The organism is Aeromonas sp. QDB11 (genome assembly GCF_027705265.1).
Taxonomy (GTDB): Bacteria; Pseudomonadota; Gammaproteobacteria; order Enterobacterales; family Aeromonadaceae; genus Aeromonas; species Aeromonas allosaccharophila.
The window spans coordinates 12,760-39,617 of sequence record NZ_JAPDBM010000039.1; the positions used below are offsets into that span (position 1 = coordinate 12,760).

Annotated in this window: 26 protein-coding genes; 13 read left to right on the top strand and 13 right to left on the bottom strand. The window is 59.9% G+C overall.

All coding sequences use genetic code 11. The features are described 5' to 3' along the window. Positions 1 to 253: 253 nt before the first annotated feature. The 4 genes from OKC40_RS13850 (at position 254) to OKC40_RS13865 (ending at position 5,566) form a co-directional block, all read left to right on the top strand. Positions 254 to 1,513, top strand: coding sequence for an ABC transporter substrate-binding protein (locus tag OKC40_RS13850; RefSeq protein WP_270795590.1), 1,260 nt, complete (start codon positions 254 to 256; stop codon positions 1,511 to 1,513). After that, entirely contained in the window at positions 1,510 to 3,918 is a 2,409-nt protein-coding gene (locus OKC40_RS13855; protein WP_270795591.1) for an ATP-binding protein, read from the top strand. Before OKC40_RS13850 ends, OKC40_RS13855 begins: the two co-directional genes overlap by 4 nt. Next, positions 3,902 to 5,179 carry a sigma-54-dependent transcriptional regulator gene (locus OKC40_RS13860; protein WP_270795592.1) on the top strand — a complete coding sequence of 426 codons (1,278 nt, stop codon included), beginning with the start codon at positions 3,902 to 3,904 and terminating at the stop codon, positions 5,177 to 5,179. The genes OKC40_RS13855 and OKC40_RS13860 overlap by 17 nt, the downstream gene beginning before the upstream one ends. A gap of 72 nt (positions 5,180 to 5,251) precedes the next feature. Then, positions 5,252 to 5,566: a hypothetical protein gene (locus OKC40_RS13865; RefSeq protein WP_075112347.1), complete on the top strand. Its 315-nt coding sequence runs from the start codon at positions 5,252 to 5,254 to the stop codon at positions 5,564 to 5,566. 75 nt (positions 5,567 to 5,641) lie between these two features. On the opposite strand, the gene OKC40_RS13870 is transcribed toward OKC40_RS13865, so the two are convergent. The 8 genes from OKC40_RS13870 to OKC40_RS13905 form a co-directional block, all read right to left on the bottom strand. Continuing rightward, complete coding sequence (locus OKC40_RS13870) at positions 5,642 to 6,457, bottom strand: Cof-type HAD-IIB family hydrolase (protein WP_120416010.1); 816 nt, start codon at positions 6,455 to 6,457, stop codon at positions 5,642 to 5,644. 89 nt (positions 6,458 to 6,546) lie between these two features. Then, positions 6,547 to 7,587, bottom strand: coding sequence for an alpha/beta fold hydrolase (locus OKC40_RS13875; protein ID WP_270795593.1), 1,041 nt, complete (start codon positions 7,585 to 7,587; stop codon positions 6,547 to 6,549). Beyond that, on the bottom strand, positions 7,587 to 8,246 hold the full coding sequence (locus OKC40_RS13880) for a CatB-related O-acetyltransferase (RefSeq protein WP_270795594.1): 660 nt from the start codon (positions 8,244 to 8,246) through the stop codon (positions 7,587 to 7,589). Before OKC40_RS13880 ends, OKC40_RS13875 begins: the two co-directional genes overlap by 1 nt. Continuing rightward, on the bottom strand, positions 8,246 to 8,977 hold the full coding sequence (gene trmH / locus OKC40_RS13885; RefSeq protein ID WP_005355744.1) for a tRNA (guanosine(18)-2'-O)-methyltransferase TrmH: 732 nt from the start codon (positions 8,975 to 8,977) through the stop codon (positions 8,246 to 8,248). Before trmH ends, OKC40_RS13880 begins: the two co-directional genes overlap by 1 nt. 44 nt (positions 8,978 to 9,021) lie before the next feature. Beyond that, positions 9,022 to 11,139: a bifunctional GTP diphosphokinase/guanosine-3',5'-bis pyrophosphate 3'-pyrophosphohydrolase gene (gene spoT, locus OKC40_RS13890; protein WP_005339255.1), complete on the bottom strand. Its 2,118-nt coding sequence runs from the start codon at positions 11,137 to 11,139 to the stop codon at positions 9,022 to 9,024. Positions 11,140 to 11,270: 131 nt separating this feature from the next. Then, positions 11,271 to 11,546, bottom strand: coding sequence for a DNA-directed RNA polymerase subunit omega (gene rpoZ, locus OKC40_RS13895; RefSeq protein ID WP_005307060.1), 276 nt, complete (start codon positions 11,544 to 11,546; stop codon positions 11,271 to 11,273). A 79-nt stretch (positions 11,547 to 11,625) separates the two neighbouring features. After that, the gene (gmk, locus tag OKC40_RS13900; protein ID WP_005357125.1) at positions 11,626 to 12,252 is read right to left on the bottom strand and encodes a guanylate kinase; all 627 of its coding nucleotides are present in this window, start codon (positions 12,250 to 12,252) and stop codon (positions 11,626 to 11,628) included. 303 nt (positions 12,253 to 12,555) lie between these two features. Next, the gene (locus OKC40_RS13905; RefSeq protein WP_270795596.1) at positions 12,556 to 13,608 is read right to left on the bottom strand and encodes a glycosyltransferase family 9 protein; all 1,053 of its coding nucleotides are present in this window, start codon (positions 13,606 to 13,608) and stop codon (positions 12,556 to 12,558) included. A gap of 222 nt (positions 13,609 to 13,830) precedes the next feature. Between OKC40_RS13905 and OKC40_RS13910 the strand changes: the two genes are divergently transcribed. Both OKC40_RS13910 and OKC40_RS13915 read left to right on the top strand, forming a co-directional pair. Further along, positions 13,831 to 14,544 carry a 3-deoxy-D-manno-octulosonic acid kinase gene (locus OKC40_RS13910; RefSeq protein WP_270795598.1) on the top strand — a complete coding sequence of 238 codons (714 nt, stop codon included), beginning with the start codon at positions 13,831 to 13,833 and terminating at the stop codon, positions 14,542 to 14,544. Between the two features lie 70 nt (positions 14,545 to 14,614). Further along, positions 14,615 to 15,478 (top strand): GGDEF domain-containing protein, encoded by an 864-nt coding sequence (locus OKC40_RS13915; protein WP_270795599.1) that lies wholly within the window; start codon positions 14,615 to 14,617, stop codon positions 15,476 to 15,478. A gap of 6 nt (positions 15,479 to 15,484) precedes the next feature. On the opposite strand, the gene OKC40_RS13920 is transcribed toward OKC40_RS13915, so the two are convergent. Next, positions 15,485 to 16,339 carry a carboxylate/amino acid/amine transporter gene (locus OKC40_RS13920; protein WP_234663796.1) on the bottom strand — a complete coding sequence of 285 codons (855 nt, stop codon included), beginning with the start codon at positions 16,337 to 16,339 and terminating at the stop codon, positions 15,485 to 15,487. A gap of 39 nt (positions 16,340 to 16,378) precedes the next feature. Between OKC40_RS13920 and OKC40_RS13925 the strand changes: the two genes are divergently transcribed. Next, positions 16,379 to 16,840: a DUF6314 family protein gene (locus OKC40_RS13925; RefSeq protein WP_236368106.1), complete on the top strand. Its 462-nt coding sequence runs from the start codon at positions 16,379 to 16,381 to the stop codon at positions 16,838 to 16,840. Positions 16,841 to 16,965: 125 nt separating this feature from the next. Here OKC40_RS13925 and OKC40_RS13930 read toward each other — a convergent pair whose 3' ends face one another. Beyond that, entirely contained in the window at positions 16,966 to 17,127 is a 162-nt protein-coding gene (locus OKC40_RS13930; RefSeq protein WP_111808873.1) for a hypothetical protein, read from the bottom strand. Then, entirely contained in the window at positions 17,112 to 18,011 is a 900-nt protein-coding gene (locus tag OKC40_RS13935) for a DMT family transporter (RefSeq protein ID WP_042063560.1), read from the bottom strand. Before OKC40_RS13935 ends, OKC40_RS13930 begins: the two co-directional genes overlap by 16 nt. Positions 18,012 to 18,102: 91 nt before the next feature. Here OKC40_RS13935 and OKC40_RS13940 point away from each other — a divergent pair, with 91 nt between their 5' ends. After that, the gene (locus tag OKC40_RS13940) at positions 18,103 to 19,062 is read left to right on the top strand and encodes a LysR family transcriptional regulator (protein WP_236368105.1); all 960 of its coding nucleotides are present in this window, start codon (positions 18,103 to 18,105) and stop codon (positions 19,060 to 19,062) included. On the opposite strand, the gene trpS is transcribed toward OKC40_RS13940, so the two are convergent. Together trpS and OKC40_RS13950 are read right to left on the bottom strand one after the other, a co-directional pair. Next, on the bottom strand, positions 19,041 to 20,054 hold the full coding sequence (gene trpS, locus OKC40_RS13945; RefSeq protein WP_270795603.1) for a tryptophan--tRNA ligase: 1,014 nt from the start codon (positions 20,052 to 20,054) through the stop codon (positions 19,041 to 19,043). The two genes, OKC40_RS13940 and trpS, sit on opposite strands and share 22 nt — an antisense overlap. A gap of 192 nt (positions 20,055 to 20,246) precedes the next feature. Beyond that, positions 20,247 to 20,684 (bottom strand): universal stress protein, encoded by a 438-nt coding sequence (locus OKC40_RS13950; RefSeq protein ID WP_005339229.1) that lies wholly within the window; start codon positions 20,682 to 20,684, stop codon positions 20,247 to 20,249. 401 nt (positions 20,685 to 21,085) lie between these two features. On the opposite strand from OKC40_RS13950, the gene fabV reads away from it, so the two are divergent. The 5 genes from fabV (at position 21,086) to OKC40_RS13975 (ending at position 26,770) form a co-directional block, all read left to right on the top strand. Beyond that, complete coding sequence (gene fabV, locus OKC40_RS13955) at positions 21,086 to 22,273, top strand: enoyl-ACP reductase FabV (protein ID WP_270795605.1); 1,188 nt, start codon at positions 21,086 to 21,088, stop codon at positions 22,271 to 22,273. 92 nt (positions 22,274 to 22,365) lie between these two features. Continuing rightward, positions 22,366 to 22,890 (top strand): non-heme ferritin, encoded by a 525-nt coding sequence (gene ftnA, locus OKC40_RS13960; RefSeq protein WP_005339225.1) that lies wholly within the window; start codon positions 22,366 to 22,368, stop codon positions 22,888 to 22,890. A 150-nt stretch (positions 22,891 to 23,040) separates the two neighbouring features. Then, positions 23,041 to 24,225, top strand: coding sequence for an NAD(P)/FAD-dependent oxidoreductase (locus OKC40_RS13965; protein WP_080764968.1), 1,185 nt, complete (start codon positions 23,041 to 23,043; stop codon positions 24,223 to 24,225). 81 nt (positions 24,226 to 24,306) lie between these two features. Beyond that, a complete protein-coding gene (locus tag OKC40_RS13970) occupies positions 24,307 to 25,980 on the top strand; it encodes a sensor histidine kinase (protein WP_190973196.1) in 1,674 nt (557 codons plus the stop codon). A gap of 46 nt (positions 25,981 to 26,026) precedes the next feature. Further along, positions 26,027 to 26,770, top strand: coding sequence for a LytR/AlgR family response regulator transcription factor (locus tag OKC40_RS13975; RefSeq protein ID WP_058052680.1), 744 nt, complete (start codon positions 26,027 to 26,029; stop codon positions 26,768 to 26,770). The last annotated feature ends 88 nt before the right edge of the window (positions 26,771 to 26,858 follow it).

Consider the following 26,858-nt stretch of genomic DNA (forward strand, 5'->3'; position numbering starts at 1 on the left):
CATATGAAAGGAGAAAACGGGGCGGCAAAATGGCCGAAATGAGTCAAACCTGACTCAATCGTGTGGGTTTCATGGGGCGAAAATGACTTCTTTTGACTGTCCCGGTAACGGGCGATGAATAACAATAGGCTCCTGTAACAGGGAGGTGAGTCAAAACTGGCTCACCCCTGATGAAATGATTTTTACCCCTTGTGTTGAATATTGGATGTACCGCACATAATCCGATAATTGCCAGTGAGCCGACAGAGAGACCATGCCCATATTTTGCCGACAGCTCCCGTTTTTGCTGGTCGCGATCCTGCTGCCTTTGACCCCTCTCCATGCCTCGACCCTGACGGTATTGACCTCCTTTTCGGAGGCGCCGGTCAAGGCGGTGATCGAGGGGTTCTCCCGGCAATATCCGGCGATCCGCGTTGAGGTCATCTATCGCCGGACGCTTCCCGCCTTGCGGCTGCTGACGGCGGATGATGCTCCCGGGGTCGACATCATCATGTCTTCATCCCCGACTTTTTTTCACACGCTGGATCAGGCTGGTTTGCTGGCCGGTTTATCGGCTGAAACAGTGCCTCCCGATTGGCTGACTCCCCATATGTTGGGGCTGGGCAACAAGGTGGCCGTGGTTGGATACTCGGGCAGCGGCATCATGTATAACCGCCGCTATCTGGACAAGTACCACCTGCCGGTACCGACCAGCTGGCAACAGCTGGCTTCGCCACAGTTCATGGGGCATGTGATGATGAGCTCCCCTTCCCAGTCAGGTACGACCCATATGATGGTGGAGAGTGTCTTGCAGCAGTATGGCTGGGAGCAGGGGTGGGCACTCCTGATGAGGCTCGGTAGCAACCTGTCGGCCATTACGGCCCGCAGTTTCGGGGTGAGCGACGGGGTGACTCGCGGTCTGGCCGGTGCCGGTCTGGTGATCGACAGCTATGCCCGCAACAGTCAGGCTCGTTTCGATCACGTTGGCTTCAATATCCTGCCTGATGCGGTGATCCTGCCTACCTATCTTGGCGTTGCTCGCAGCAGCGAGCATCCGGCCAATGCGGCCCGCTTCATCAAGTATCTGTTATCAGCCAAGGGGCAGGCCATTATCGCCACCCCAGGTATGGCCAAGGTGACGCTGAATCAACCCCGCCTTGCCAGCGAGGCCAAATATGTCACCGACAAAGATCTGCTGTACCGGCGCGCCGGTCTGCTCAAGGCGTTGTTCGAGCAGACCATTACCCAGCAGTTACCGCGGTTGAAGCTCACCTGGCAGGAGATCAACGGCGCGGATACCCGCGGTGATCCTGCCCGTGAACGTCTGCTGGAACAGGCAAGAGCCAAAGCCAGCACTCCCCCTTTGAGTGAGCTGGAGGCTAGTGACCCGGCCCTGCTAGCGCAGTTTGACGGACTGTATGAACGAGATCAGAGTAATCCGCAAACCGAGAAGGTGATGCACCAGTGGCGCCAGGCTATGGAAGCTCGTCTTGGCGAGGCTCGCCTGCTGGTCGATCAGGCGGTCAAGCCATGATGGGCTGGGGTCGCTTGTTGCGCTTGCCGAGAAGTCTGGGCCGCCGTCTTATTCTCGCGTTTGTTTCCATTACGGTCCTGACCTGTGTCATGGGGATGGCGGCTTACATGGTGTGGGGTCGACTGGGGCAGCAGGTAAACCGGATTGTTGAAGAGAGCCTGCCGGCCATCGGCAGCGCCTATCAGCTGGAGCGGGCCAGCTCCCGCCTGTTGCTGCTATTGGCACAGTTGCGTGATACCCGGGATCCGGTGAAATATAGCCAGCTTTCTGCGGCGGTCTCCAGCACCCTGCTTGATATCCGCAACGCATATCCTCGGGGCAGTGAGGATGATCGCTCACAACAGCAGGCGTTCACCGAACTGAACTTGCTGGTGGAAAATCATGGTACTTACCTCAAGCGCCAGATCGATCATCTTGAGTCGTTGCAACAGTTACAGAAGCGAATCAACTGGTTGCATCAGGATTTGGTGGACGATGTGGCGCCGCTGTTGCAAGAGGTAGAGTGGCATCTCACCGGTATGGTTGGCAGCCCGAATGACATGGGGGAGTTTGGCTCCGTCATCAAGGAGTTCTCTGCCTTGCAAGACCTTACTTTCAAGGAGAATGAGCTGCTGGCGCTGGTCAACGAGGTAATTGCCCAGCGCAATCAGCAGGATCTGGAGAGTGCATTTCTGTTTATCGGCTACAAGATCGACGAGATGGATGAGTTGATCTCCCGCCTGGCCGAGTATCCTTCGACCGTGAGCTATCGCCAGATCCTGCAGGATATCGTGACGCTGGTGAAGCCGAACGGACACCTTTACCTGTTGTTGCAAGCCGATGCGCAAACCCACCAACAGCTAACAGCACTACGGCCACAGCTTGATAGCGCCGTCTCTCGCTACCATCAGCGGGTCTCTCTGATCGTGACCGAGGCTAACCGCTCTCTGAGTGCGCTCGGTCGCAACAGTAGCCAGATGGTGGCAACGGGCAAGCTGGTGATCCTGGTGGTGCTTGGACTATCCATCTTGATCAGCATCTTCGTGCTGGTGGTGCTGATTGGGCGCAGGTTGATTGGCCGACTCGATACCCTGGGGCAGGATCTTGCCCGGGTTGCGGAAGGTCAGATGGATGCGGTGGTTAGAACTCAAGGCCGGGATGAGATCGGTCAACTGGGGGAGAGCCTGCGCCACTTCTGTCAGCAGTTGCAGCAAATGGAGAAAACCAATGCCCTCAACCTCATCAATAACACCCAGGCCTGCTTAATTACCTGTCATCCCGATGGCACCATAGAGTCGGTCAACCCCAGTGCCTTGACCCTTTTCCAGCAAACAGTGATCAAACCGGAACAACCTCTGTGGCAGGTATTCCCCGATGATGCCAAGGCCATGCTGGCTGCCCAGTTCGAGCCCGGGCAGCAACTGCTCACGCTGGGCTACAGTGAGTGCACCATTGCCACCGGCGCTGACAGTCAGCCCCGTTTCCTGCACTTCAACCTGCGTCGGTTCGAGCAGGGGCGCGGACACAGGTTCATTATCACCATCACGGATGTGACCCGGCAGGAGATAACGGCCCGAGAGTTGGGGTCGCTGGTGGCTGAGCGTACCCGGGAGCTGACAGAAAAAAACCGGCTGCTTGCCGCAGAGGTGGTGCAGCGACAACAGGCGGAACACAACTTGCTGCAGACGCAGGATGAGCTGATCCAGGCGGCCAAGATGGCAGTGGTGGGGCAGGCGATGACCAGTCTGGCCCATGAACTCAATCAGCCGCTATCAGCCATGATGACCTACCTCTATACCAGCCGTGCGGCGCTGGATGCCGGTCACTACCACTCTCTGGGCAGCGATCTTGGCAAGATCGAGAAACTGAGCCAGCGCATGCATCGCATCATTACTGCCTTGCGCAATTTTGCCCGTAAATCGCCCACCCCCGATACTCGTATCCGGCTCGATCCGAAAGAGTTGGCCGATCAGGCGTTGTTGCTGCTCGAAACCCGTGCGAAGCGCGATGGCTGCCAGTTGCAAAACGAGCTGCCGGATGGGCTGTGGATTGAGGCTGATCCCGTGCTGGTTGAACAGGTGTTGGTCAATCTGCTGGTCAACGGGATGGATGCTATCGCCGGACGGGAGCTGCGCCAGATCCGTCTGCAGTGTCTTGCACAGGAGGGCAGATCACTGCGCATCGGGATTGCCGACAGTGGACCCGGATTTGGTGAGGCTATCTTGCCCAAACTTTTTACCCCCTTTACCACCTCCAAAGAGGTGGGATTGGGGCTGGGACTGACCATCTGTCGCTCCCTGCTGGCGCGCTGCGGGGGGGATATCTTGCTGGGCTCCACGTTGGAGAGGGGGGCCATGGTTATAGTGGAATTTGCCGGGGGGCGTGAGCCACCGAAGGAGATGAAAAGCGATGCTGTTACCCCATAATCGTCAGGCCAATGTGTTGCTGGTGGACGACGATGAGGACGTGTTGGAGTCCTATTGCCACCTGTTGCGCCTCTCCGGCTACCAGCCCAGGGCAACCACCTCTCCCCATGAGGCGTTGGCATTGTTGTCACAGCAGTGGCCGGGGGTGGTCGTGTCCGATATCTATATGCCCGCCATGAACGGCATGGAACTGCTGGACCGGGTGCTGGAGATCGATGGCGAGCTGCCGGTCATCATGATCACCGGGCACGGCGATATCCCTTTGGCGGTGCGGGCAGTCAAGCTGGGGGCCTTCGATTTTCTGGAAAAACCGCTTAATCCCCAGTCGTTGCTCGATCTGCTGGAGCGGGCCTGCGCGCAACGCAGTGCGATCATGACCCAGCGCAGTGAGATCCGGGCGACGGTTGAGGATGAGTTGATCGGCACCAGTCCGCAACTGGTCGCTATCCGCCAGCAGATCAACCAGTTGGCACAGACCGACAAGGATCTGATGCTGGAGGGGGCGCCGGGTTCCGGTCGCTACACGCTGGCGCAGTTGCTGCACAAGATCAGTGCGCGTAAGGCGCATCCATTCCACCTTCATGATTGTTCGTCAGCGAGCTCCCTGAGCGAGATCCAGGCCAGCCTGGTCAAGGCGGAACAGGGGACGCTGGTGCTGCAATCTCCGGCAAGGCTGACGGCAGAGTGCCAGCGCTGGCTGGGTAACCATCTGCTGGAGCAGGAGCGGCGGGGAGAGAAGTCACTGCGTACCATCGCCCTGTTTGAGGAGTCTCCCGAGGCGCTGGTTGAGCAACAACTACTGATGCCCCAGCTCTACTACTTTCTTTCACAGGTGAGACTCAAACTGCCGAGGCTGGTTGAGCGAAGCTGTGACATCATTCCCCTTTTTCGCCATTTTTTGCGAGAAGGGTGCAAGCGGATAGGCAAGACGGTGCCCGCAGTGGATCGTGCCTATCTGGAGACCCTCAAGCGCCACCAGTGGCCCGGCAATATTCGCGAGTTGAGAAACGTGGCCGAACTCTATGCGGTCGGGATCATCAAGCTGGCGGGCTCTGAGCGAGCCATCCCCGGCGCGAATGCCAAGGAGCCGCTGGACGATCTGGTCGACGAGTTTGAACGGCGGGTGATTGAGGACACCCTGTTCCTCTTTTCTGGCCGGGTGACCGAGGCGGCCAGCTACCTTGGCATTCCCCGCAAGAAGCTCTATCTGCGGATGAAGAAGCACGGGCTCGACAAGGAGCAGTTCAAGCCTGGTAGCTGATGGCGGTTGCAGGTGACGCATTCATCGATCCTGACCGATAATGATGCAGTCCTGATTGAGCGGGAGTGGATCATGAGATGTCCAAGTTGCATGAGTGAGGCGGTGGACAAGGTTGAGGATGAACGGGTCGGCAAGGCCTGTGCAATGGGGTGTGGTGCTGCGGGTGGCTACGCTTGTGCCGCCACCTTTGCCAAGCTGGGTGCCGGTTGGGGAGCCTCTTTGGGCAGTCTTGGCACGCCGGTCGGCGCTATCGCAGGCGCAGTGGGGGGCGCCTTGCTGGGTGGGGCGACCGGAGGCGGGTTGGGTCTTTTGCTGGGCCGTTCCATCGATCGGCAGATTTCACGGGAATATTGCTGCACGGCCTGTGATTACCGTTTCAAGCGGTGAGCATGCCAACTTCGGCACAGTGACAGTCATGGATACCACACCGGGTATCCATGTTGATCTGCTTCTGGCCTGAAATCAGGCTGCGCTGACGCTCTCCAGTTCGAACAGTTTTTCCAGATAGACGGCAACGCCATCTTCATCGGAGGTGAGGGTCTGCTCATACTCCGGCAGCGCTATTTTCAGGCGATCGTGGGCGTTGCCCATCACAATTCCGCGTCCCACCATGGTCAGCATCTCGAAGTCGTTCATGCCATCGCCGAAGGCGATCGCCTCCGACATATCGAAACCGTTCTGCTCCAGCACAGCACGCACCGCATTACCCTTGTGAACCCCGGCGTGCATCACTTCGAGACAGTCCGGCAGGGAGAAGGTGACGTTGAGCTGATCGCCATAGCGCTGGTTGAGGTGCGCCTCAATCTTCAGCAGTTTCTCGTGGTCGCCGATGTAGAACACCTTGTTGATCTGCTCTTTCGGTTCCTGCTTCAGGTCATCGACCAGACGGTAGGTGAACCCTGACTCGTCGTGGAACTGCAGCAGCCAGGGCAGCTCCTCTTCCACCACCCAGTCATCACCCTGATAGACATTGAGGTGGATAGAGGGGTCGCGCTCCAGCGCAATCAGTTCGGCGGCGATCTCGGTCGGCAGCGGCTGGTTGAAAATCAGCTGATCCTGTTTGTCATGGACCACGGCGCCATTGGAGGTAATGAGGTAGATGTCCATCCCCAGCGCATCGCGGAAGCTGCGAACGTCAACATGATGACGGCCGGTGGCGACCACGAATTTCACACCTTGTTCTACCAGACGGTGCAGGGTATCCCGGGTACGGGGAGAGATCTGGTGCTGCTTGTTGAGCAGAGTGCCATCGAGATCGGATACAACTACCTTGAACATCATTACCTCGGCATCGATTGAAAACAGGGGCAGTTTACCTTAGCCCGCACTGTCACCCCATTTATTTAGGGTTACAAAAAATAGCCAGCTCAGAAGCGGGCGAAAAAGTCGACCATCGCGGTCAGGGCGGGCTGGCGCTTGTCATCGGATTCGATAAACAGCTCGTGCCAGGCCCCCTCGATGCGCAGTGGCTTGCCCCCTTCGCACTTGGCAATGGTGCAGAAGCGATCCTGCGCGGCATTGTCTACCACGCTGTCGCTGCCAGCTTGCAGCACCAGCAGCGGGGTTTTGATGGCGCCCGCATCGGCGATGGCGGCATCGGCACCGGTGATCCCCTGATAAATCCAGTGGGCGGTGGCGCCACCCAGCTTGATCTGCGGGTGCTGTTCGTAGAGCTGGCGGAAGGCCTGATAGCGGGGCTGGCTGTGAGTCAGCTCGTTATCGGCAAAGCCGTGATCCTGATAGGCGCCCTGACCGGGGCCGTAGGGGGGCTCGCCGATCCAGCTGCCGACCGTCCCCAGGGTGGCTGCCAGCCCCTTGGCCAGCCACTTGGGCAGGCCGCCGAGGTTGATGCCCATCATGGGGGAGGAGAGCACGGCTGCCTTGATATCATCTGGCCAGCGCTCCAGATAGCGGGCCGAGATGGCGCCGCCCATGGAGTGGGCCAGCAGGAACAGCTTGGCAGGCTGGTCCGCCATGATTATCTGGTCGTGAAACTGCTTGAGATCGACCACATAATCATCGAACTGGTCGACATATCCCTTCTGCGGGTCATCCAGCATCCGATCGGACATCCCCTGACCGCGATGGTCGATGAGATAGAGGCTGTAGCCCTGACGCCAGAGATCCCACGCCAGCTCCTGATACTTGAGGTAGCTCTCGACCCTGCCATTGACGATGAGGATGGCGCGATCGACCTTGGCTTGCCGTAGCGCGGCATAGCGGATGGTCACCCCATCCTTGCCCTTGAACTCCCCTTCAACCGCATGCTGGCGCCAGAAATCGGGCAGGGTTTGCTGGTAGAGGCTGGGTACATCGGCTTCGCTGGTGAGCTGATAGGTATTGGTCACGGCAAGGGCTCCGGCAGAAAACAGGGTCAGGGCCAACAGGGAAAGAGAGAGGGATTTCATCAGGCACACTCCTGTTGCCAATGGTGATAAAGGGCGGCGATATCCCCCGAGCAGAGTAGCGCCATGCTGGCTTGCAGGCGGGGCAGGTGCCAGTCCCACCACTGCATCTCTTGCAGCATGAGGATCTGCTCATCGCTGAAGCGACGGCGGATCGGTTGGGCCGGGTTGCCGCCGACTATGGTGTAAGGGGCCACATCTTTGGTCACCACGGCGCGGGTGGCGATGACGGCGCCATCACCTATGGTGATGCCGGGCATGATCATCGCTTCCGAGCCGATCCAGACATCGTTGCCAATCCGGGTGTCCCCCTTGCGCAGAAAGCCGCTGCGGGCCCCTTCGCCAAAGGTGTCGGGGTTGAACGGGAAGGTGGAGACCCAATCCAGCCGGTGGCCCTGATTGCCCGCCAGCATGAAGGTGGCGCCCGAGCCGATGGAGCAGAACTTGCCGATGATCAGCCGATCCACCTCGCCCCAGAGACCGCTCTCCCAGGTGTCGCGGGTCGAGCCATCGCCGAGCAGGTAGCGGACGCAGTGATCCTCGAACGGCTTGCCGTGGTAGTAGCCGGAGTAGTAGCTGTAGTCGCCGGCCTCTATGTTCGGGTTGGTCAGGTGATCCCGGATGATTTGCGATTCCAGCCAGCTGCCAAAAGGGTTATCCATCACTCCTCCTGTAGGTCGTCCTGCTCGCTCTGCTGTGCCCACCCTTTGCGGGTCAGCTGCATCCGTTGCCACCACTCTTCGTCTGCCAGAATTTCACCGGCCGGGCCGAGCTGGGGGTAGGGCATCTCTTTTTCTTTGCAGAGCTGGGCATAGATAGGATAACCCCCCTCGAACAGGATGCTGTTCTGCTCCTCCAGCGTGAGCGGGCAGCCGCGTTGATAGCAGCCGGCCAGCTCGCGCTGGCGCTGCGCCTCGTAGAGGATGGCGGCGGCAGCCACCGAGACGTTGAGGGACTGCACCATGCCCACCATGGGGATGACGATATGGTGATCGGCCAGGGCCAGCGCCTCTTCACCGATGCCGTGCTTCTCCTGACCCACCAGAATGGCGGTCGGTTTGGTGTAGTCGATAGCGCGAAAATCGACGGAGCTGTCGGAGAGGTGGGTCGCCAGGATCTGCATGCCTGAAGCTTTCAGCTCGGCAACGGCTGTGCCGATATCCGGGTGCAGTTTTACATCCACCCAGTTCTGGCTGCCGCGGGCGGTGCCTTTGCGCTTGTGGATCCAGGTTTTGGGCCAGACCGCGTGTACCCGGTGGATGCCGATGGCATCGGCGGTACGCACGATGGCGGCCAGATTGTGAGGTTTGTGTACCTCTTCCATACAGACGGTCAAATCGAGCTGACGCTGGGCCAGCATATCGGTGATGCGCTTGAAGCGTTCGGGGGTCATGGCTTGTCTCTATAAAAGCAGCAGGCGGCTTGCGCCGCCTGTGTTCAGTTCTTCTGTCGGCTCACCTTGAGCACGTTGGGCATGACGCGGATCTTGCGCATGATGTTGGCCAGGTGGATGCGGCTCTTGGTGGTGATGAGCAGGCTGACCTGATAGACCCGGCCATCCTTCTCTTCGGTGCTGATGGCGTGAATATTGGCGCCGGTGGCGGCAATCACGTTGGCCAGCTCGGCCAGCGCACCCTGATGGTTGACGATCTCGATGCTGATACCGGTGCGGAACTCCTGTTCCTGCTCCTTGTCCACTTCCCACTGCACCGGCAGGTACTTGTCCGGCTCCTTGCTGTAGCCCTTGATGTTGCGGCAGGCTTCCTGGTGGATCACCAGACCCTTGCCCGGGCTGATATGGGCGATGATGGCATCCCCCGGGATCGGACGGCAGCAGTTGGCGAAGGTGACCAGCATGCCGTCGGCACCCTTGATCGGCATCTTCTTGCTGCTGGTTTTGGGTTGCTCTTCCGGCGGCAGTTCATCCCCCAGCATGCGGCGCGCCACCATGACACTCATGGCGTTGCCGAGGCCCACATCGGCCAGCAGCCCCTGCAGGTTCTCATGCTTGGTATCGGCGAGCACCTGCTTGATGCGCGGCTCGGGGATGTCTTCGATATTCTTGGCGCCCAGCGCATGGTTGAGCAGGCGGCGACCCAGCACCACCGACTCTTCGGTGCGCAGGTTCTTGAGGAACTGGCGGATCTTGGAGCGTGCCTTGGTGGTCACCACGAAGTTGAGCCAGGCCGCGTTGGGGCGAGCCCCCGGTGCCGTGATGATCTCCACCGTCTGGCCCGAGTGCAGCGGGCTGCTGAGCGGGTAGGGGTGGCGGTCGACCCGCGAACCGACGCAGGCATGGCCGATATCGGTGTGCACCGTGTAGGCGAAGTCCACCGGCGTGGCGCCAGCGGGCAGCTCCATGATGCGTCCTTCCGGCGTGAACACGTAGATCTCGTCGGGGAAGAGGTCGGTCTTGACCCCTTCGATAAATTCAAACGAGCTGCCGGCGCTCTGTTGCAATTCCAGCAGGCTCTGCATCCAGCGCTGGGCGCGGATCTGGGCGGTAGTGCCCGAGCTGTCGCCATCCTGCTTGTAGGCCCAGTGGGCAGCAACCCCTTTGTCGGCCATCTGATCCATGAACTCGGTGCGGATCTGTACCTCGACCGGCACTCCGTGCGGCCCCACCAGCGAGGTATGCAGCGACTGGTAGCCGTTGGTCTTGGGGATGGCGATGTAATCCTTGAAGCGGCCGGGGCGTGGTTTGTAGAGGCTGTGCATCTGCCCCAGCACCCGGTAACAGGTATCTATGTCCTTCACCTTGACACGAAAGGCGTAGATATCCATTACCTCATGAAATTGCAGCTCTTTTTTCTCCATCTTGTTGTAGATGGAGAAGAGATTCTTCTCGCGGCCACTGACCTGATGCTCGATCCCCGCCTCTTTCAGGCGACCGCTGATTTCGCTCTGGATGGAGTCGATGATCTCGCGGCGATTGCCACGGGCGCGGCGCACCGATTCGCGCAGCACGCGGGATCGCATCGGATAGAGCGCCTCGAAGCCCAGCTCTTCCAGCTCGTTCTTCATGGTGTGAATACCGAGGCGGTTGGCGATGGGGGCGAAGATTTCGAGGGTTTCCCGGGCGATGCGGCGGCGTTTGTCAGGGCGCAGGGAGCCCAGGGTACGCATATTGTGGGTGCGGTCGGCCAGCTTGATCAGAATGACCCGGATATCCTGGGTCATCGCCATCACCATCTTGCGGAAGTTCTCGGCCTGGGCCTCTTTGCGATCGCGAAACTTCAGCTTGTCGAGCTTGGAGACCCCGGCCACCAGTTCTGCAACCGCATTGCCAAACTGTTCGGCCAGATCGGCCTTGGTGACAGAGGTATCTTCGATGACGTCGTGCAGTACGGCGGCCATCAGGGTTTCATGATCGAGGCGCATGTCACCCAGGATCCGGGCAACGGCAACAGGGTGGGTGATGTAGGGTTCGCCACTGGAACGCATCTGGCCCTGGTGGGCATCACGGGCCACCACATAGGCTTGCTTGAGCTTCTCAACCTGCTCTGGTGGCAAGTAGGAACTGGCTATTTCTTTAAGGTTTTCAAATAAATACAAGACAGTCCCCGCAGCGGTGAAACGGCAATTCGTGGAATTGAGGGTATAGCCCTGAGTTTGCGAGGTTTTCGAGCGGTTGTAAATGGGGATGAACAGTCGGCACCCGGGCGGGTGCCAACCGGAGGAATAACTTAACCGCGGCCTTCGGCGATGGCAGCAACGGCAGCCAGCTCGGCGGCTTCCTGCTCTTGCTGTTCGTAGCGGTCCTGGGTGTCCATCACTTGATTGTTCACCAGACCCAGCTCGATCTCACGCAGGGCGATCACAGTCGGCTTGTCGTTCTCTTCGTCGACCAGGGGATCTTTGCCTTGTACCGCGATTTGACGAGCGCGGCGCGCGGCGACCAGCACCAGGTCAAAACGGTTACCTACCTGTTTTACAGCATCTTCTACAGTAACGCGTGCCATGCAGGACTCCAGTGTTTGGGCTTTCTGTATTTAGAAAAGCAGTGTTTAAAAATGACGCAAAAGTTTACTTGTTTTTGGCTTACTCTGCCAGTAGCTGTTGCAGCAAGTTTTTTTGAGCCTGTTGCTGGTGACGCATCTCCAGCCGTTGGCACTCAATAATGGACCTGAGCTGGAACAGCGCCTGCTCGAAGTCTTCATTGATAATGACATAGTCATACTCGTCGTAGTGCACCATTTCGGCAATGGCTTTCGCCATTCGGCCGGCAATCACTTCGGCGCTGTCCTGACCGCGCCCAATCAGGCGGCGTTCCAGCTCTTCGCGGCTGGGGGGCAGGATGAAAATGGATTTGGTCGGCATCTGCTCGCGGATCTGGCGGGCACCTTGCCAGTCGATGTCGAGGAATACGTCGATCCCCTTGGCCAGACAGGCTTCGATGGCGGCGCGTGAGGTGCCGTAGTAGTTGCCGAACACTTCGGCCCACTCCAGAAAATCACCGCGTTCGATCAGTGCCTTGAACTCTTCCACCTGAACGAAGTGGTAGTGTACGCCGTGCTCTTCGCCAGGACGGGTGGCGCGAGTGGTGTGGGAAACCGACAGCTGCATCTTGCCCGCAGCGTTATGTTGGGTCAGCAAGGCATTGAGCAGACTGGATTTACCCGCGCCGCTCGGAGAGGAGATGATATAGAGAGTGCCTTGTTGCGCCATATTATTACCTTTAATCGAAACCGCTGTTTTGGTTGTAGCAGAGACCGCCGTCTTGTGCCCGAAAGGGAGACAGCCAAACGCAAAACGCGGAAAATTCTTGAGTCAGGAGAATGTAAAGGCGGCGAATTTTACCAGAATGCGGCGAATAAAAAAACGGCCGGAATCATATTCCAGCCGATCAAAGTATTCGTAGCTTGCTGCGGGAGCGTAACCCACATCAGCCTGCATTGTGCCTTTGGCTGAGGGCAGAGGCTATCAGGTTATCCCTGCCTGATGGCTCGGAATTCCCGAGGTGCCCTGTCACTAAGGCAGCTGACGATCGGCACAGAGCCGATCGAACGCGGCGATCACCTGCTCGCTGGTGATTTTTCGCATGGCCTCCGGGTCTTTGAGACGGGTGCGCCAGCTCAATTCGGCCAGCGGCTTGCCGGTCTCCTGCTCGACCAGCTCCTGATAGACGCTGACCACGTAGTCGCGGCACAGATAAGGGCCGGTGCGCGCCGGATTGTGGTGGGCATAGAGGCCGATCACCGGTGTGCCCACTATGGTGGCCATATGGGTGGGGCCGGTATCGGGGGCCAGTACCAGACTCGCCTCGCTAATCAGCGCCAGCAGCTGCTTGAGGTTGGTCTGCCCCACCAGATTGACCGGCTTGCTCTGGCTGAGTTGCCGGATCTCGGCGGCCAGATCCCGCTCCAGCTTGGCCGGCCCGCCACAGAGATAGACCTGAAAGCCCTTGTTGGCGGCGTGATCCGCCAGCGCAGCATAGCCTACGGCCGTCCAGTTCTTGAAGGCCTTGCTGGCGGCGGCGCAGATCAGCAGGGTCGGTTTGCCGCTAATCTTCTCCCTTGCCCACGCCTGATGCTCGGCGTTGATGGGCAGCTGCCAGTCCGGGGTCAGATCCTGGATGCCGAGCTCTTTGGCGAAAGCGAGGAAACCGTCCAGCACATGGGGGGAGGCAGGCGAAGGCACCTTGTGGTTGGTAAACAGCCATTGGCCGTCGTTGGCCCGTTCCCGATCAAACCCGAGTTTGACCTTGGCGCTGATGCCGAGGGTGGCAATGCTGGCCCGCATCGCTGCCTGCAGGTGGAGCAGGGCATCGAATTTGCGCCCCTTGAGGGTCTGCCAGAGATCGCGATAGCCGCGCCATCCCTTGCTCTTGTCGAAGGGGATCACCTCGACGCCGGGCAGATCGGCAAACAGGGTTGCCTCGATTTTGCCGGTGATCCAGGTGATGCGGGTCTGTGGCCACTCCCGCTGGATGACGCGCACCAGCGCCAGTGCGTGGCAGCAATCCCCGATGGCGGAGAGCCGCAGGATGCAGATGGAGGAGGGGGGCGTTTGAAATAGCGGCATGTTGTGGCGCACGGCTGGCAAAAAGGGTGGATGGCATTATGCAAACTCCCCTCTGGATTGTAAAATTGCGCACAATCGTCAGCCAGGATAGGCCGGGCCTTGCGCCATGACCTGTTTCTGCACGTCGTTGATTAAAGGCAACTATTGCGGGCATGCCAGAGCGGCAGCCTCATCGCCAATTGAAAAATTGCGATCCATGACCCACCGAGCGGGATCTCCACGATGCGAGTACAGACCGAACACAACCAGATCTGCTGGTATGCCGAAGGGGCCTTTCGCGACCCCTCTCCCCAGTTATTCGATCCTGCCTGGTGGCAGAACAACCGTCAGGTGGTGGGAACCTCCATCGGGCGGGGGGTGACCTGGTTCGTCAAGGATGAGTCCCGCCATCTGGTGCTGCGCCACTACTATCGCGGCGGCATGGTGGGCAAGGTTGTGCGGGATCGCTTCTGGTTCGAAGGGGTCGAGTCGAGCCGTGCCATGGCCGAATACACCCTTCTGGCCAAGCTGTGCGAGCTGGGGCTGCCGGTGCCGCGTCCGTTTGGTGCCCGCATGGTCAAACAGGGCCCATTCTATCGTGCCGATATCCTGATTGAGCGAATTCGCGGTGCCAAGGATATGGTGGCGCTGCTCAAACAGGGGCCGGTGGCGACCGAGGTGTGGCACAAGATAGGTCAGACGGTGCGTCAGCTGCACGATGCCGGGGTCTATCACGCCGATCTCAATAGCCACAACCTGCTGCTCGATAAAGCGGACAAAGTGTGGGTGATCGACTTTGACAAGGGGGCGATCCGCTCTCCCGGTGAGTGGCAAAAGGCCAATCTGGAGCGCTTGCTCCGTTCATTCAACAAAGAGTCCCAACTGCATACCAGTTTCCACTTCGTACCGGAGAACTGGCAGACGCTGATGAACGGGTATCACACAAAAGCGAGCTGACCCTGTTGCTCGGCGTGAACGCCAATGTTACTTATTGAGCAGGTATTCAGATCCGGTTTCGAGGCGCCCCATGGAAATGCTCAAGACACCTTTGGTCGATGTGACTGCCCGGCTTGATCCGGGTCTGCTGTCTGATGCCATGACGCTGCTGGAGGCGGGGATCTGGACCTGGTCCGCACAACAGGGACTGCGCCGCGATCCCTCCTGCCTGCGCCTGCTGGGGTTGGGAGAGAGCTGGCCGGATGATCTCGGCTGGTTGGATCGGGTTCATCCCGACGATGCTGCCCAGCTGGGAGATGCCCTGCTCGCCTGTCAGAGCGGCCGCAGCAGCGGTCTGCGCCTCGAATACCGTATTCTGCATCATCATGGCCACTACATCCGGCTGGAAGAGCGGATGCGTCGCGACGAGCGGGGCTATCTGCTGGGGGTGGTCCGTCACCTCGATCCTGCCGTGGTGCTGGTGGAGGAGCGGCATGGCACCGATCCGCTGACCGGTCTGGAGAGCCGTGGCCGCTTCGAGCAACTGCTGGAGGAGCGGCTGGCGACCGAAAGCGGCAGCTTTAGCCTGCTGCAGTTCTCGGTCGATCACATGGCCAAAATCCAGCAACTGTTTGGCGAAGCGGCTTGCGACGCCATGCTGGCCAAGCTGGCGCGCATCGTGCGCCACGAGCTGCGGCGGGAAGATCCCTTCGCCCGCTGGGATGAGGATGGCTTTATTTTGATGCTCTCCCAGACCGAGCGGATGAGCGCGCTGGAGATCGCCGAGCGGCTGCGCCTCGAGATTGCCGATGCCAGCCTGCTGTCACAGCGGCCGGTCACCGTCAGCATCGGGCTGGTACAGAGCCAGTCCGGCGAGCAGCTTGACCACCTGCTGGCCCGGCTGGCCACCTGTCACGGTCAGGCCAGACGGGAGCACAACGCCGTCGTCGGCTGAGAGGGGTCAGGGCTGGCCGTGCTTGTCGCGCTGGCAGACCCAGAGCGAGGCCAGCATCAGCAGGCCGCCGATGGTCAGCCGGGTCAGATCGGTATCCTTGCCCCAGAGCAGCAGATTGACCAGCAAGCCGGCCGGAATGAGCGCATTGTTCATGATCGCCAGCACTCCGCTGCTGACCAGCGTCGCCCCCTTGTTCCACAGGAAGTAACCGAGGCCGGAGGCACCCACCCCCAGCCAGAGCAGAATGCCCCACTGCAATCCTGATGTCGGATATTGCGGTTTGCCCAGCAGCCACCAGGCGGGCAGTGCGATCACCAGCGCCCCCAGATAGAAGCAGCCGAACACCGCCAGTTGCGGTGGTTGCTCCGCCTCCCGCGCCAGCAGTACCTTGTAGCCCACCTGACCGAGCGCGAAACAGAGGTTGGCCCCCTGCACCACCAGAAATCCCAGCACATAGCTTTCGGTCAGACCGTCGAAACGGATGACGGCAGCCCCGAGCACCGCCAGCAGGGCGCCCCACAGATAGGTGGGCTTGAAGCGCCCCTCCAGCAGATCATGGAGCAGGGTGACGTAGAGGGGGGTGAAGATGGTAAAGACCAGCACTTCCGGTACCGTCAGCAGCAGGAAGGAGTGGTAGTAGAAGAGATACATGATGCCGAGCTGGATGGCGCCGAGGGCCATCAGCTTGGCCACCAGATCGGGGCGCAGCCAGCGGCGGCGCAGGAAGGGGAGAAACACCAGACTGGCGAGGGCGATGCGGGTCAGCACCGAGAAGTAGGCATCCACCTGGCCAGCGAGGTAGACCCCGATCAGGCTGAAGGAGAATGACCAGAGCAGGGTGACCCCTATCAAGTAGTTCATGTGTTTGATTTATCGTCAGTTGTCAATTTTAAGGGGGCTATGATGGCCGAGATGGAAGCGGCAATCCAGCGTTTATGGGCGCGATTGCCACAGGTCGGAGCATTTGGCTTTACCGCCAGTAATGGCGAGGGGTCGGCGACCGACTGGAATGGTCGGGGCGAGGGGCGTGTGCAGGTGACCGATCATCAGGGTGGCTGGCTGTTTAGCGAGCAGGGCCGCTACACCACGCCCCATGGACGGGAACTCGCCATGCACAACCGCTTCTGGTGGCAGCGCGGTGCGCGGGGGATCCGTCTCTCCCATCTGCGTTATGAGGCGCCGGTCGAACTGTTCGAGTTGCTGCCGCAAGGGGATGGCCGCTGGCTGACCGCCGAGCCGCATCTGTGCGGGGCGGATCACTACAGCGCCGAGCTGACCGAGATCGACGGCGGTTTTTTGCTGAGCTGGCAGATCACCGGGCCGCGCAAGAACGAGCGGCTCAGCTATCGCTATCTAGTCTGACGCTGGCTTGCAGGCATAAAAAAACCGGCGCAAAGCGCCGGTAGCGGGGGACAAATCGGAGGTTTTTTTAAAAACAGTCCCAAAACAGGAGAGATAGACTCTCGTCACACATTCAGAGATGGACTTCAGGCATTCAGGGCATAGCTCAGCATGGCTTGCAGCTTGCTATCGAAGAACCAGGGCAGCAGTACCATCAGCAGGCCCATGATCCCGGCCAGTCGCTGGCGATACTGCCAGCCGGCAATCAGTACCAGACCACCGCACAGTGTGGTCAGGATGCCTGACATAGGGTGACCTCGCGCTGTGTGCGACGCTGTTGCGCCCACTGGTTCATGGCGACCGAGCCGAGGATCAGGGCCAGAGCAACACCTGTGGTGGGGTGGATCTGTTCGCCGAGGAACAGGGCTCCCAGCATCACACCGAACAGCGGCACCAGATAGTTGCTGAAGGAGGCGAACGTCGGGCCAGCCTTCTGGATCAGCGCCATGTAGAGGAAGTAGACCAGACCGGTACAGAGGGTACCCAGCACGGTAATGGCGCTCAGGGCCTGGCTGCTCGGCATGGTCAGGTTGCTCAGGTCAACCATGAACGGTGCGACCAGCAGCAACTGGGTGGCTGAGGAGATCAGGATATTGCGGGCAACCACGACCGGATGGTCCTTGGCGAAGCGCTTGATCATCAGCAGGCCGATGGCGAAGCAGCTGGCACCAAACAGGATGGCGACGGCACCGAGCAGGCCGGCGTTCATGCCCTGGGAGAGTTTCGGCCAGAACAGGGTGAGTACCCCGGCAAAGCCGATGATCACCGAGAGCAGACCGGTTTTGGTGATTCTTTCACCAGAAATAAACAGCGGTGCAGCCAGAATGGTTACAAACGGGATACAACCCATGACCACGGCGGCGATGGCGCTATCCACGTACTGCTGGCCCCAGGCGACCATGATGAAGGGGATGGTGGCATCCAGCAGGGCGATCAGCATATAGGTGCGCCACGGGGTGTGCTCACTCTTGAGCCGCATGAACAGGCAGAGCAGACCCAGGGTCAGGCTGCCGCACAGGGCACGACCGGCAGCCACCAGAATGGGGGGCAACTCGGCAACGGCCTGGTGCATAAAAATGAACTGGGAACCCCAGAGCAGGCCAATGGCCAGCAATAACAGATAGCTACGCATTTTAATCTCCGATGTATTAAGCCAGCGCATTCTAGGTAATCTGTTACTATGGTAAAAATGAATTGTTGGCATTTAACTATGGCTAATATCGATGGATAGCTCACTCGCCCGTCTCGACCTCAACCTGCTCGCCGTATTCGACATGCTGATGCAGGAACGCAACGTCACCCGTGCCGCCGAACGGCTGCATCTCTCCCAATCCACTGTCAGTCACGCCTTGGGGCGGCTGCGGGTGGCGCTGGATGACCCGTTGTTCGTGATGAGTCGGCGCGAGATGATGCCGACCGAGCGGGCCAAGGCGCTGGCCGGGCCGGTGCGTCAGGCGCTGGCGATGCTGGAGCAGGGATTGCGACAGGCTAAGGGGTTTGATCCCGCCACCGCGCGGCGGATTTTCCGCCTCGCCACCCCGGGCTCGGTGGAGCACGGACTGGTGCCGGTGCTGGTGGACAGGCTCCATCGGCAGGCCCCTCACTGTCGGCTTGAGGTGTGCGAGCTGGCCGACAGCAACTACGAGCGGGAGCTGGAGAAGGGGGAGCTGGATCTGGTGATCGGTTTCGCCGGGGCGAATCACCTCTCACCCCGCTTGTGGCGGGAGGAGTGGTTCAACAACCCGTTGGTCTGCCTGTCGCCGCTCGGCAGTGAGTTACCCGATGTATTGACGCCGGTCGAGCTGGTGAGCCGCCCCCACATCCACACCTCCAGCTGGGGTCACAGTCAGGCAATGGTGGAGCTCTGGCTGGCCCGCTTCGGGGTGGAGCGGGAGCTGGGCGTGCGGTTGCCGAGCTTTATGGCGGTGCCACCGCTGATGGCGACCGGCCGCTATCTGGTGGTGGTGCCCGAGATGATCGGACGCCACTTCTGCCGTTACTACCCGCTGCGGATGCACCAGCTCGACCCCGCCATCCCCATCGTCTACCTGATGGCAGGGCACCCGCTCACCGCCCACGACGAGGCGATCGGCTGGTTCAAGAGCCTGTTGCACCAGCTGGTGTTCGACCTCTACGGCGACGATGCGCTCGGCACCCCGGCTCAGCGCAGTCTGGCGAAGTAATCCAGCCCCATGGCGCTTTTCACCTCCGCCAATACCTCATCGGTGATGACGCGGGCCTGCTCGGTGCCCTGATAGAGCAGTTCCAGCAGCATCTTCTTGTCGGCGATGGCGGCCTGACGGCGCTCCCGCATCGGCGCGAGCAGGGTCTGCAGGCAGTCATTGAGCACCTGTTTGCAGCGCATATCGCCCAATCCGCCGCGTTGGTAGTGCGCCTTCATCTCGGCGACCAGCGCCTTGTCGGGGTGGAAGGCATCGAGATAGGCGAACACCGTATTCCCCTCCACTTGACCCGGGTCGTTCACCTTGAGGTGGTTGGGGTCGGTATACATGGCGAACACCGCCTGTTTGACCTCTTCCGCCGACATGCCGAGTTCGATGGTGTTGCCGAGGGATTTGGACATCTTGGCCTTGCCGTCGATGCCGGGCAGGCGGCCGGTGTCGCTCAGGATCGGCTGGCATTCGGTCAGCACCTCTTTGTCTACCAGAGAGTTGAAGCGGCGGACGATCTCGTTGGTCTGCTCCAGCATCGGCAGCTGATCTTCCCCGACCGGCACATGGCTGGCGCGAAAGGCGGTGATATCGGCGGCCTGACTCACCGGATAGACCAGAAAACCGGCCGGCAGCGTGCGTTCAAACCCTTTTTGCTGGATCTCCGCCTTGACGGTGGGATTGCGCTCCAGCCGGGCGACGCTGACCAGATTGAGGTAGTAGCAGGTGAGCTCGGCGAGGGCGGGCAGGGCGCTCTGCAGGCAGAAGGTAGTCTTGGCCGGGTCGAGACCGACCGCCAGATAGTCGGCCATCACCTCCAGCACGTTGTCGGTCACCTTGGCCGGATTGTGGCCGTTGTCGGTCAGCGCCTGCAGGTCGGCGATCATCACGAATTGACGGTAGTGGTGCTGGGCTTCGACGCGCTGGCGCAGGGAACCGACATAGTGGCCGATGTGCAGTTTGCCGGTGGGACGATCGCCAGTCAGGATTACGGGGTTGTGCATGTCACTCTCTCCAGTTGGGTGAGCCGGGAGGCGACAAAGGGATAAAAACAGTTGACCGCCTCTCGGCGGTCACGGTGTTTTCTTTGGGAAATTTACAATAGAAACGCGGTGCCGCCTGTTTAGGAGCAGCACCACCAGTAGTTGTGATTGAATGCGGTCATATTCATAGCAAATCAAACTACGCCGGTTTCATTACTTCTGCAAGGGGACGACCAGCAGATCGCACGGCACCGTATTCATCAGCTGACGGGCGCTGGAGGTGAGCAGGCTCCAGAAGCTCTGGCGATGGCCGCACACCAGCAGGTCGATCTCGTACTCCTTGACCGCCTGATTGACCCGCTCGCTCAGATCGCCGCAGATCACCAGCTTCTTCTCGATGGGGTAGTCCACCGAGGCGAGGAAGGCCTCCAGCTTCTCTTTCGCTTCGGCGATCACCTGATCCTGCACGTTGTCGATGTCGATATCGATCATCTCGGTGTAGAGATCCTTGAGGTCCACATCGACATGGATAACCGACAGCTTGGCGCCGTTGGAGCGGGCTCTGTCCACCGCCTTGTCTATCACCTTGCGGTTGTCTTCAGAGAGGTCGATCGCAGCCAGAATATGCTTGTAATAGGTTGTTCCACTCATGGGGGTTCTCCTTACCGATCCTTCAGCCCACTATACCAATCTCTGCTGAAACTAAAATGGTGCCTCAGGCACAGTTTTGGGATTTAAATGAGTTTAATGACGTGTGACACAGGGTCAGCCACTCAGTTATTAACCACTATTTGCCTATAAATTAAACAAGAGTTTGACGCCGGTCACACCCCTCGGCTTGCCGATCAGGGGGGAGAGGCATAGGATGGGCCCGTGCTTCGCAATGAACACAAAACAACAAAAAGCATCTGAATACCGCTTTGGGGAGCCACGTGCTCCCTTTTGTTTTTCTGCCTCAATTCCCGCGGCTTTTCTGACTGATAGCGATCCGGCATCAAGTTAATCTCCTTCGATTTGGTTATGCTGTAGCCAGTTTCTTTGGAGGCCTTCCCATGATCATTCATCCCCAGATTCAAGGTTGTGTTGCCCGTAACTGTCACCCCATCGGCTGTCGCGCCGCCGTGCAGCAGCAGATCGAACGTATCAAGGCCGCTGGCCCGTTCAACGGCCCCAAGCGGGTGCTGGTGCTGGGGGCCTCCTCCGGGTTTGGACTGGCGTCGCGCATTGCGCTCGCCTTTGGTGCCGGTGCCGACACCATCGGCATCTCGTTTGAGCGCGGCCCTTCCGACAAAGGATTGGGCAGCGCCGGTTGGTACAACAACATCTGGTTTCGCAAGGAGGCGGAGCAGGAGGGGCGTATCGCCATCAACCTGATTGGCGATGCCTTCTCCGACGGGATGCGCCAGCAGGCCATCGACACCATCCGCCAGCAGCTGGGGCAGGTGGATCTGGTGATCTATTCGCTGGCGAGCGGCATCCGGGTGCTGCCCGATGGTACGCAAGTGCGCTCCGTGCTCAAGACCACCGGTCAACCATTCAGCGGCTGGGGGCTGGATTTGGAGCGCGATATTCTGGTGCAGCAATCGCTGGCACCTGCCACGCCGGAGGAGATCCGCGATACCGTCACCGTGATGGGGGGCGAGGATTGGCAGCTCTGGATGCAGGCGTTGCAGCAGGCCGGTTGTCTGGCCCCCGGTGCGCAAACAGTGGCCTACTCCTATATCGGCCCCGAATCCACCTATCCCCTCTATCGGGATGGCACCATCGGTTATGCCAAGGAGCATCTGCACGCCACCGCCGAGACCATCAACCTGCAGCTGGCCGAGATTGGTGGCCATGCCTGGGTGTCAGTCTGCAAGGCGCTGGTAACCAAGGCGAGCGCCTACATTCCGGTGCTGCCGGTTTATCTGGGCCTGCTGATGGGGGTAATGAAGGAGCGCGGTGTGCACGAAGGCTGCATCGAGCAGATGCAGCGACTGTTTGCCGCCAAGATGTACGGGGCCAATGGGGTGGTGGCCGATGGTAACCGGCTGATCCGGATGGATGACCACGAGCTCGACCCGGCCATTCAGGCCGCCGTCTCGGCGCTCTGGCCCAAGGTGACGCCGGACAATTTCCACGCGCTGGGGGACTTTGCAGGGCTGCGGCAGGACTTCATGCAACTCAACGGCTTCGAGCTGCTGGGCGTCGATTATGCTGCGCCGGTGGATGTCGCCTCCCTTAGGGAGCTGACCCCCTGAGCTGAAAGAAACGGGATCTCCCTCTCGTTGGCGGGTTGATTCGCGGCGGGAGTGTGGCGACAATCGATACCAAATCACTGAGGAGAAAAAAGATGCTGGCCCAAGCCATGATCGAGAAGTTGAACGAGCAGATTAACCTGGAGTTCTACTCCTCCAATCTCTATCTGCAGATGAGCGCCTGGTGCGAAGACAAGGGCTTTGAAGGGGCGGCGACCTTCCTGCGTCAACACGCGGTCGAGGAGCGCCAGCACATGGAGCGTCTGTTCACCTACGTGAGCGAGACCGGCGCCATGCCCAAGCTGGGTGCCATCGATGCCCCTCCCCACGAGTTCAAGTCGCTGGGCGACGTGTTCCGTACCACTCTGGAGCACGAGTATCACATCACCAAGTGCATCAATGGTCTGGCCCACGTAGCCTTCACCACTCAGGACTACTCCACCTTCAATTTCCTGCAGTGGTATGTGGCCGAGCAGCATGAAGAGGAGAAGCTGTTCAAGAGCATCGTCGACCGTCTGGGTCTGGTGGGTGAAGATGGCAAAGGCCTCTACTTCATCGACAAGGAGCTGGCCGAACTGGCCAAGGGCGCCCCGGCCAGCATCATGGACAGCAACGCCTGATAGTCGTGGACACTTAGTGTTCAGCCAGTACAATAACGGCCCTTTTAAGGGCCGTTGTTTATTCTGGTGGGCAGCCACTATGGTTGTGTTCCGCCAGAGGCAATCTCGGTTCTGGCCAGGTGCCGTTTCTATTTTGATAAGTGAGTGATGATGAAGCAGGTCGATGTGGTGGTGATCGGGGCCGGTGCGGCCGGATTGATGTGTGCGGCGCAGGCGGGCTACCGTGGCCGCTCCGTGCTGGTGCTCGACAATGCCAAGAAGCCGGGCCGCAAGATCCTCATCAGTGGCGGTGGTCGCTGCAACTTCACCAACCATCAGGCTGGTGCTCACGCCTACCTGTCGGAGAATCCCCACTTCAGCAAGTCGGCGCTGGCCCGCTACACCCAGCAGGATTTCATCGATCTGGTGGATCGCCACGGGGTCAACTATCACGAGCGTACTTTGGGGCAGCTGTTCTGTCTCGAGAGCGCCAAGGATATCGTCGATGTGCTGCTCACCGAGTGTGACTGGGCCGGGGTGACCCTGCAGTTCCAGACCGAGATCCTCACCGTCAGCAAACAGGACGAAGGCTTTGTGTTGACCACCAGCAAGGGTGAGATCGGCTGCCACTCGCTGGTGGTGGCGACCGGCGGTCTCTCCATGCCCAAGCTGGGCGCGACCCCCTATGGCTTCAAGCTGGCGGAGCAGTTCGGTCTCAAGGTGCTGCCGACCCGTGCCGGTCTGGTGCCCTTTACCCTCCATCAGGCGGAGAAAGAGGCGTTCGCCGATCTGGCTGGCATCAGCCTGCCGGTAGCGGTCACCGCCGAGGATGGCACCCGGTTCAAGGAGGCGATGCTGTTCACCCATCGCGGCCTCTCCGGTCCCGTCATCCTGCAGATCTCCTCCTACTGGCATGCCGGCGAGAAGATCCACATCAACCTGCTGCCGGAGCTGGATATTCCGGCTGCCCTGCGTGAATGGGCGCAGGCGCACCCGGCGCAGGAGCTGAAAACCGTGCTGGGGCGCGAGCTGCCAAAGCGCTTCGTCGACAAGCTGGTGGAGCTGGGTCAGCTGGTCAGCAAGCCGATGCGTCAGTACAACGAGCGGGAACTTGAGGCGATCGCCAACCTGCTGGGTGACTGGCAGATCCTGCCCAACGGCACCGAGGGATATCGCACCGCCGAAGTGACCCTGGGGGGCGTCGATACCAACGAGCTCTCCTCCAAGACCATGGAAGCGCGCAAGGTACCGGGCCTCTACTTCATCGGCGAAGTGGTGGATGTGACCGGCTGGCTCGGCGGTTACAACTTCCAGTGGGCCTGGTCCTCCGGTTGGGTGGCCGGTCAGTACTGTTGATGTCACAGGGGCTGGTTTATCCGGCCCCGATTTATTGGTCAGGGTTAGGGTGATCGGTCGGGTTGCCGCAAGGGGGCGCAGATGCTTGAGAATCAGATGATGTTGTTGGCGGTGTTCGAGCGGGCAGCGCTGATGCTGATGACCCTCTTCTTCCTGACCCGCACCCGGCCGTTCCAGCGGCTGTTCCAGAAGCGGGATCACACCCCGGCCGAGCTGGTGCTGGTAGCCTCCATCTTCGGCCTGTTTGCGGTGTTCAGCACCTACACCGGCATTCCGGTGGAGGGGGCGCTGATCAACGTGCGGATCATCGCCATCATCTCCGGCGGCATCCTGTTCGGCCCCTGGGTCGGCATTCCGGCCGGGGTTATCTCAGGCCTGCACCGCTACCTCATCGACATGGATGGCCACACCTCCATCCCTTGCCTGATTGCCAGCATCATCGCCGGTCTGCTCGCCACCTGGCTGCACCTGCGCTGCCGCAAGTCGCGGCTCTGGCTCTACGGTATTCTGGCGGGGATGCTGTGCGAAGGGCTGACCATGCTGCTGATCTGGCTGCTGACTGAGCCCCACGAAGTCGGGGTGGAGATCGTTAACCATATCGCCTATCCGATGATCGCCGGGGCGCTCTGCATCGGCCTTATCATCAAGCTGGTGCAGGATCTGGATGACGAGAAGGAGCTGATTGCTGCCAAGCAGGCCAAGCTGGCGCTCGATATCGCCAACAAGACGCTGCCCTTCTTCCAGAACATCGATCGCCACTCCCTCAGTCAGGTGTGCGATGTGATCCGGCGCGACATCAGCGCCGATGCGGTGGCCATCACAGATACCCATGACGTGCTGGCCTATGTCGGGGTGGGCAAGGATTACTACGAGCTGGATGAGCACCACGCCATCAGCGGCATGACCCAGCAGGCGGTGCTGCTCGACCAGATCATCATCAACAACGATCTGCGCCAGTATCACCTCTCCGATTTCCACTCGGTCATCATTATTCCGCTGCGGGAAAACGGCTCGGTGAGCGGCACCCTCAAGATCTACTATCGCCGCACCCACAGCATTACCAGCTCCCTGCGGGAGATGGCGGTGGGTCTCTCCCAGCTCATCTCCACCCAGATGGAGGTGTCGCGCATCGAGCAGCTCAAGGAGATGACCCGCAAGGCGGAGTTCACCGCGCTGCAGAGCAAGATTAACCCGCACTTCCTGTTCAATGCCCTCAACGCCATCTCATCCTTGATCCGCATTCGCCCCCAGCAGGCGCGCCAGCTGATCGCCAATCTGGCGGATTACCTGCGCTACAACCTCAACAAGGGGGATGAACTGATCGACATTCAGGAGGAGCTGCAGCAGGTGCGCGACTACGTGGCCATCGAGCAGGCCCGCTTCGGCGACAAGCTGGAGGTGGTGTTCGAGGTGGACGACGTCCACATTCAGGTGCCGAGCCTGCTGTTGCAGCCGCTGGTGGAAAACGCCATCCTGCACGGCATCCAGCCCCGCAGCGCGCCAGGTCGGGTCACCATCGAGGTGAAACAGCTGGCGGGCGGCATCCGGGTGGCGGTGCGGGACACCGGCTATGGCATCAGTCAGGAGGTGATCGACGGGGTGGCCGCCGGGCGGGTGGAGAGTCGCAGCATCGGCCTGATGAACGTGCATCAGCGGGTCAAGCTGCTCTATGGCGATGGCCTGCACCTCAAGCGGCTGGAGCCGGGTACCGAAGTGAGTTTCTATCTGCCGGATCAGGAGTCGATGCCATGTTGAGAGCCATCACTGTTGAAGACGAGTCGCTGACTGGAGAGGCGTTGTCATGCTGAAAGCGATCATAGTGGAAGACGAGTATCTGGCTCGCGAAGAGCTGATCTATCTGGTGAATCAGCACAGCCAGATCGAGATAGTGGCGAGTTTCGAGGATGGGCTGGAGGCGTTCAAATACCTGCAGGATCACGAGGTGGATGTGGTGTTTCTGGATATCCAGATCCCCTCCATCGACGGCCTGCTGCTGGCCAAGAACCTGCACAAGTCCAGTCACCCGCCCCACATCGTCTTCGTTACCGCCTACAAGGAGTTTGCGGTGGAGGCGTTCGAGCTGGAGGCGTTCGACTACATCCTCAAGCCCTACAACGAGCCCCGCATCATCAATCTGCTGCAAAAGCTCGAGCATGCGGGCAAGTCGCAGCCAGCCACCACAGGGGAGGCGAGCGGCGAGGGGAGCAGCCCGCACAATCGCACCGTCAATCTGGTGAAGGGGGAGCGCATCATCGTCACCCCCTGCGAGCAGATCTACTACGCGGAAGCCGACGAGAAGCTCACCTATGTCTACACCCGCGATGATCGCTACGTGATGACCATGACCATCAGCGAGTTTGTCAGCCGCCTGCCTGCCGAGGGGTTCTTTCGCTGCCACCGCTCCTACTGCGTCAACATCAACAAGATCCGCGAAATCGTCCCCTGGTTTAACAGCACCTATCTCATCCGGCTCCATGATCTGCCGTTCGAGGTGCCGGTCAGTCGCAGCAACATCAAGGCGTTCCGTCAGCTGATGCGGCTCTGATTGTCATTCATTCCCGCCGATCTGCATTTCATGCCTTAATCGATCGGCGCGAGCTGCGTCTTGCCTATAGTGGCCTCAATTTCCTTAA

Excerpts from the sequence above, each read along its gene's own strand:
- OKC40_RS13850 (WP_270795590.1), top strand. The coding sequence starts at position 254 with ATGCCCATATTTTGCCGACAGCTCCCGTTTTTGCTGGTCGCGATCCTG.
- OKC40_RS13855 (WP_270795591.1), top strand. The coding sequence starts at position 1,510 with ATGATGGGCTGGGGTCGCTTGTTGCGCTTGCCGAGAAGTCTGGGCCGC.
- OKC40_RS13860 (WP_270795592.1), top strand. The coding sequence starts at position 3,902 with ATGCTGTTACCCCATAATCGTCAGGCCAATGTGTTGCTGGTGGACGAC.
- OKC40_RS13865 (WP_075112347.1), top strand. The coding sequence starts at position 5,252 with ATGAGATGTCCAAGTTGCATGAGTGAGGCGGTGGACAAGGTTGAGGAT.
- OKC40_RS13870 (WP_120416010.1), bottom strand. The coding sequence starts at position 6,457 with ATGTTCAAGGTAGTTGTATCCGATCTCGATGGCACTCTGCTCAACAAG.
- OKC40_RS13875 (WP_270795593.1), bottom strand. The coding sequence starts at position 7,587 with ATGAAATCCCTCTCTCTTTCCCTGTTGGCCCTGACCCTGTTTTCTGCC.
- OKC40_RS13880 (WP_270795594.1), bottom strand. The coding sequence starts at position 8,246 with ATGGATAACCCTTTTGGCAGCTGGCTGGAATCGCAAATCATCCGGGAT.
- trmH (WP_005355744.1), bottom strand. The coding sequence starts at position 8,977 with ATGACCCCCGAACGCTTCAAGCGCATCACCGATATGCTGGCCCAGCGT.
- rpoZ (WP_005307060.1), bottom strand. The coding sequence starts at position 11,546 with ATGGCACGCGTTACTGTAGAAGATGCTGTAAAACAGGTAGGTAACCGT.
- gmk (WP_005357125.1), bottom strand. The coding sequence starts at position 12,252 with ATGGCGCAACAAGGCACTCTCTATATCATCTCCTCTCCGAGCGGCGCG.
- OKC40_RS13905 (WP_270795596.1), bottom strand. The coding sequence starts at position 13,608 with ATGCCGCTATTTCAAACGCCCCCCTCCTCCATCTGCATCCTGCGGCTC.
- OKC40_RS13910 (WP_270795598.1), top strand. The coding sequence starts at position 13,831 with ATGCGAGTACAGACCGAACACAACCAGATCTGCTGGTATGCCGAAGGG.
- OKC40_RS13915 (WP_270795599.1), top strand. The coding sequence starts at position 14,615 with ATGGAAATGCTCAAGACACCTTTGGTCGATGTGACTGCCCGGCTTGAT.
- OKC40_RS13920 (WP_234663796.1), bottom strand. The coding sequence starts at position 16,339 with ATGAACTACTTGATAGGGGTCACCCTGCTCTGGTCATTCTCCTTCAGC.
- OKC40_RS13925 (WP_236368106.1), top strand. The coding sequence starts at position 16,379 with ATGATGGCCGAGATGGAAGCGGCAATCCAGCGTTTATGGGCGCGATTG.
- OKC40_RS13930 (WP_111808873.1), bottom strand. The coding sequence starts at position 17,127 with ATGTCAGGCATCCTGACCACACTGTGCGGTGGTCTGGTACTGATTGCC.
- OKC40_RS13935 (WP_042063560.1), bottom strand. The coding sequence starts at position 18,011 with ATGCGTAGCTATCTGTTATTGCTGGCCATTGGCCTGCTCTGGGGTTCC.
- OKC40_RS13940 (WP_236368105.1), top strand. The coding sequence starts at position 18,103 with ATGGATAGCTCACTCGCCCGTCTCGACCTCAACCTGCTCGCCGTATTC.
- trpS (WP_270795603.1), bottom strand. The coding sequence starts at position 20,054 with ATGCACAACCCCGTAATCCTGACTGGCGATCGTCCCACCGGCAAACTG.
- OKC40_RS13950 (WP_005339229.1), bottom strand. The coding sequence starts at position 20,684 with ATGAGTGGAACAACCTATTACAAGCATATTCTGGCTGCGATCGACCTC.
- fabV (WP_270795605.1), top strand. The coding sequence starts at position 21,086 with ATGATCATTCATCCCCAGATTCAAGGTTGTGTTGCCCGTAACTGTCAC.
- ftnA (WP_005339225.1), top strand. The coding sequence starts at position 22,366 with ATGCTGGCCCAAGCCATGATCGAGAAGTTGAACGAGCAGATTAACCTG.
- OKC40_RS13965 (WP_080764968.1), top strand. The coding sequence starts at position 23,041 with ATGAAGCAGGTCGATGTGGTGGTGATCGGGGCCGGTGCGGCCGGATTG.
- OKC40_RS13970 (WP_190973196.1), top strand. The coding sequence starts at position 24,307 with ATGCTTGAGAATCAGATGATGTTGTTGGCGGTGTTCGAGCGGGCAGCG.
- OKC40_RS13975 (WP_058052680.1), top strand. The coding sequence starts at position 26,027 with ATGCTGAAAGCGATCATAGTGGAAGACGAGTATCTGGCTCGCGAAGAG.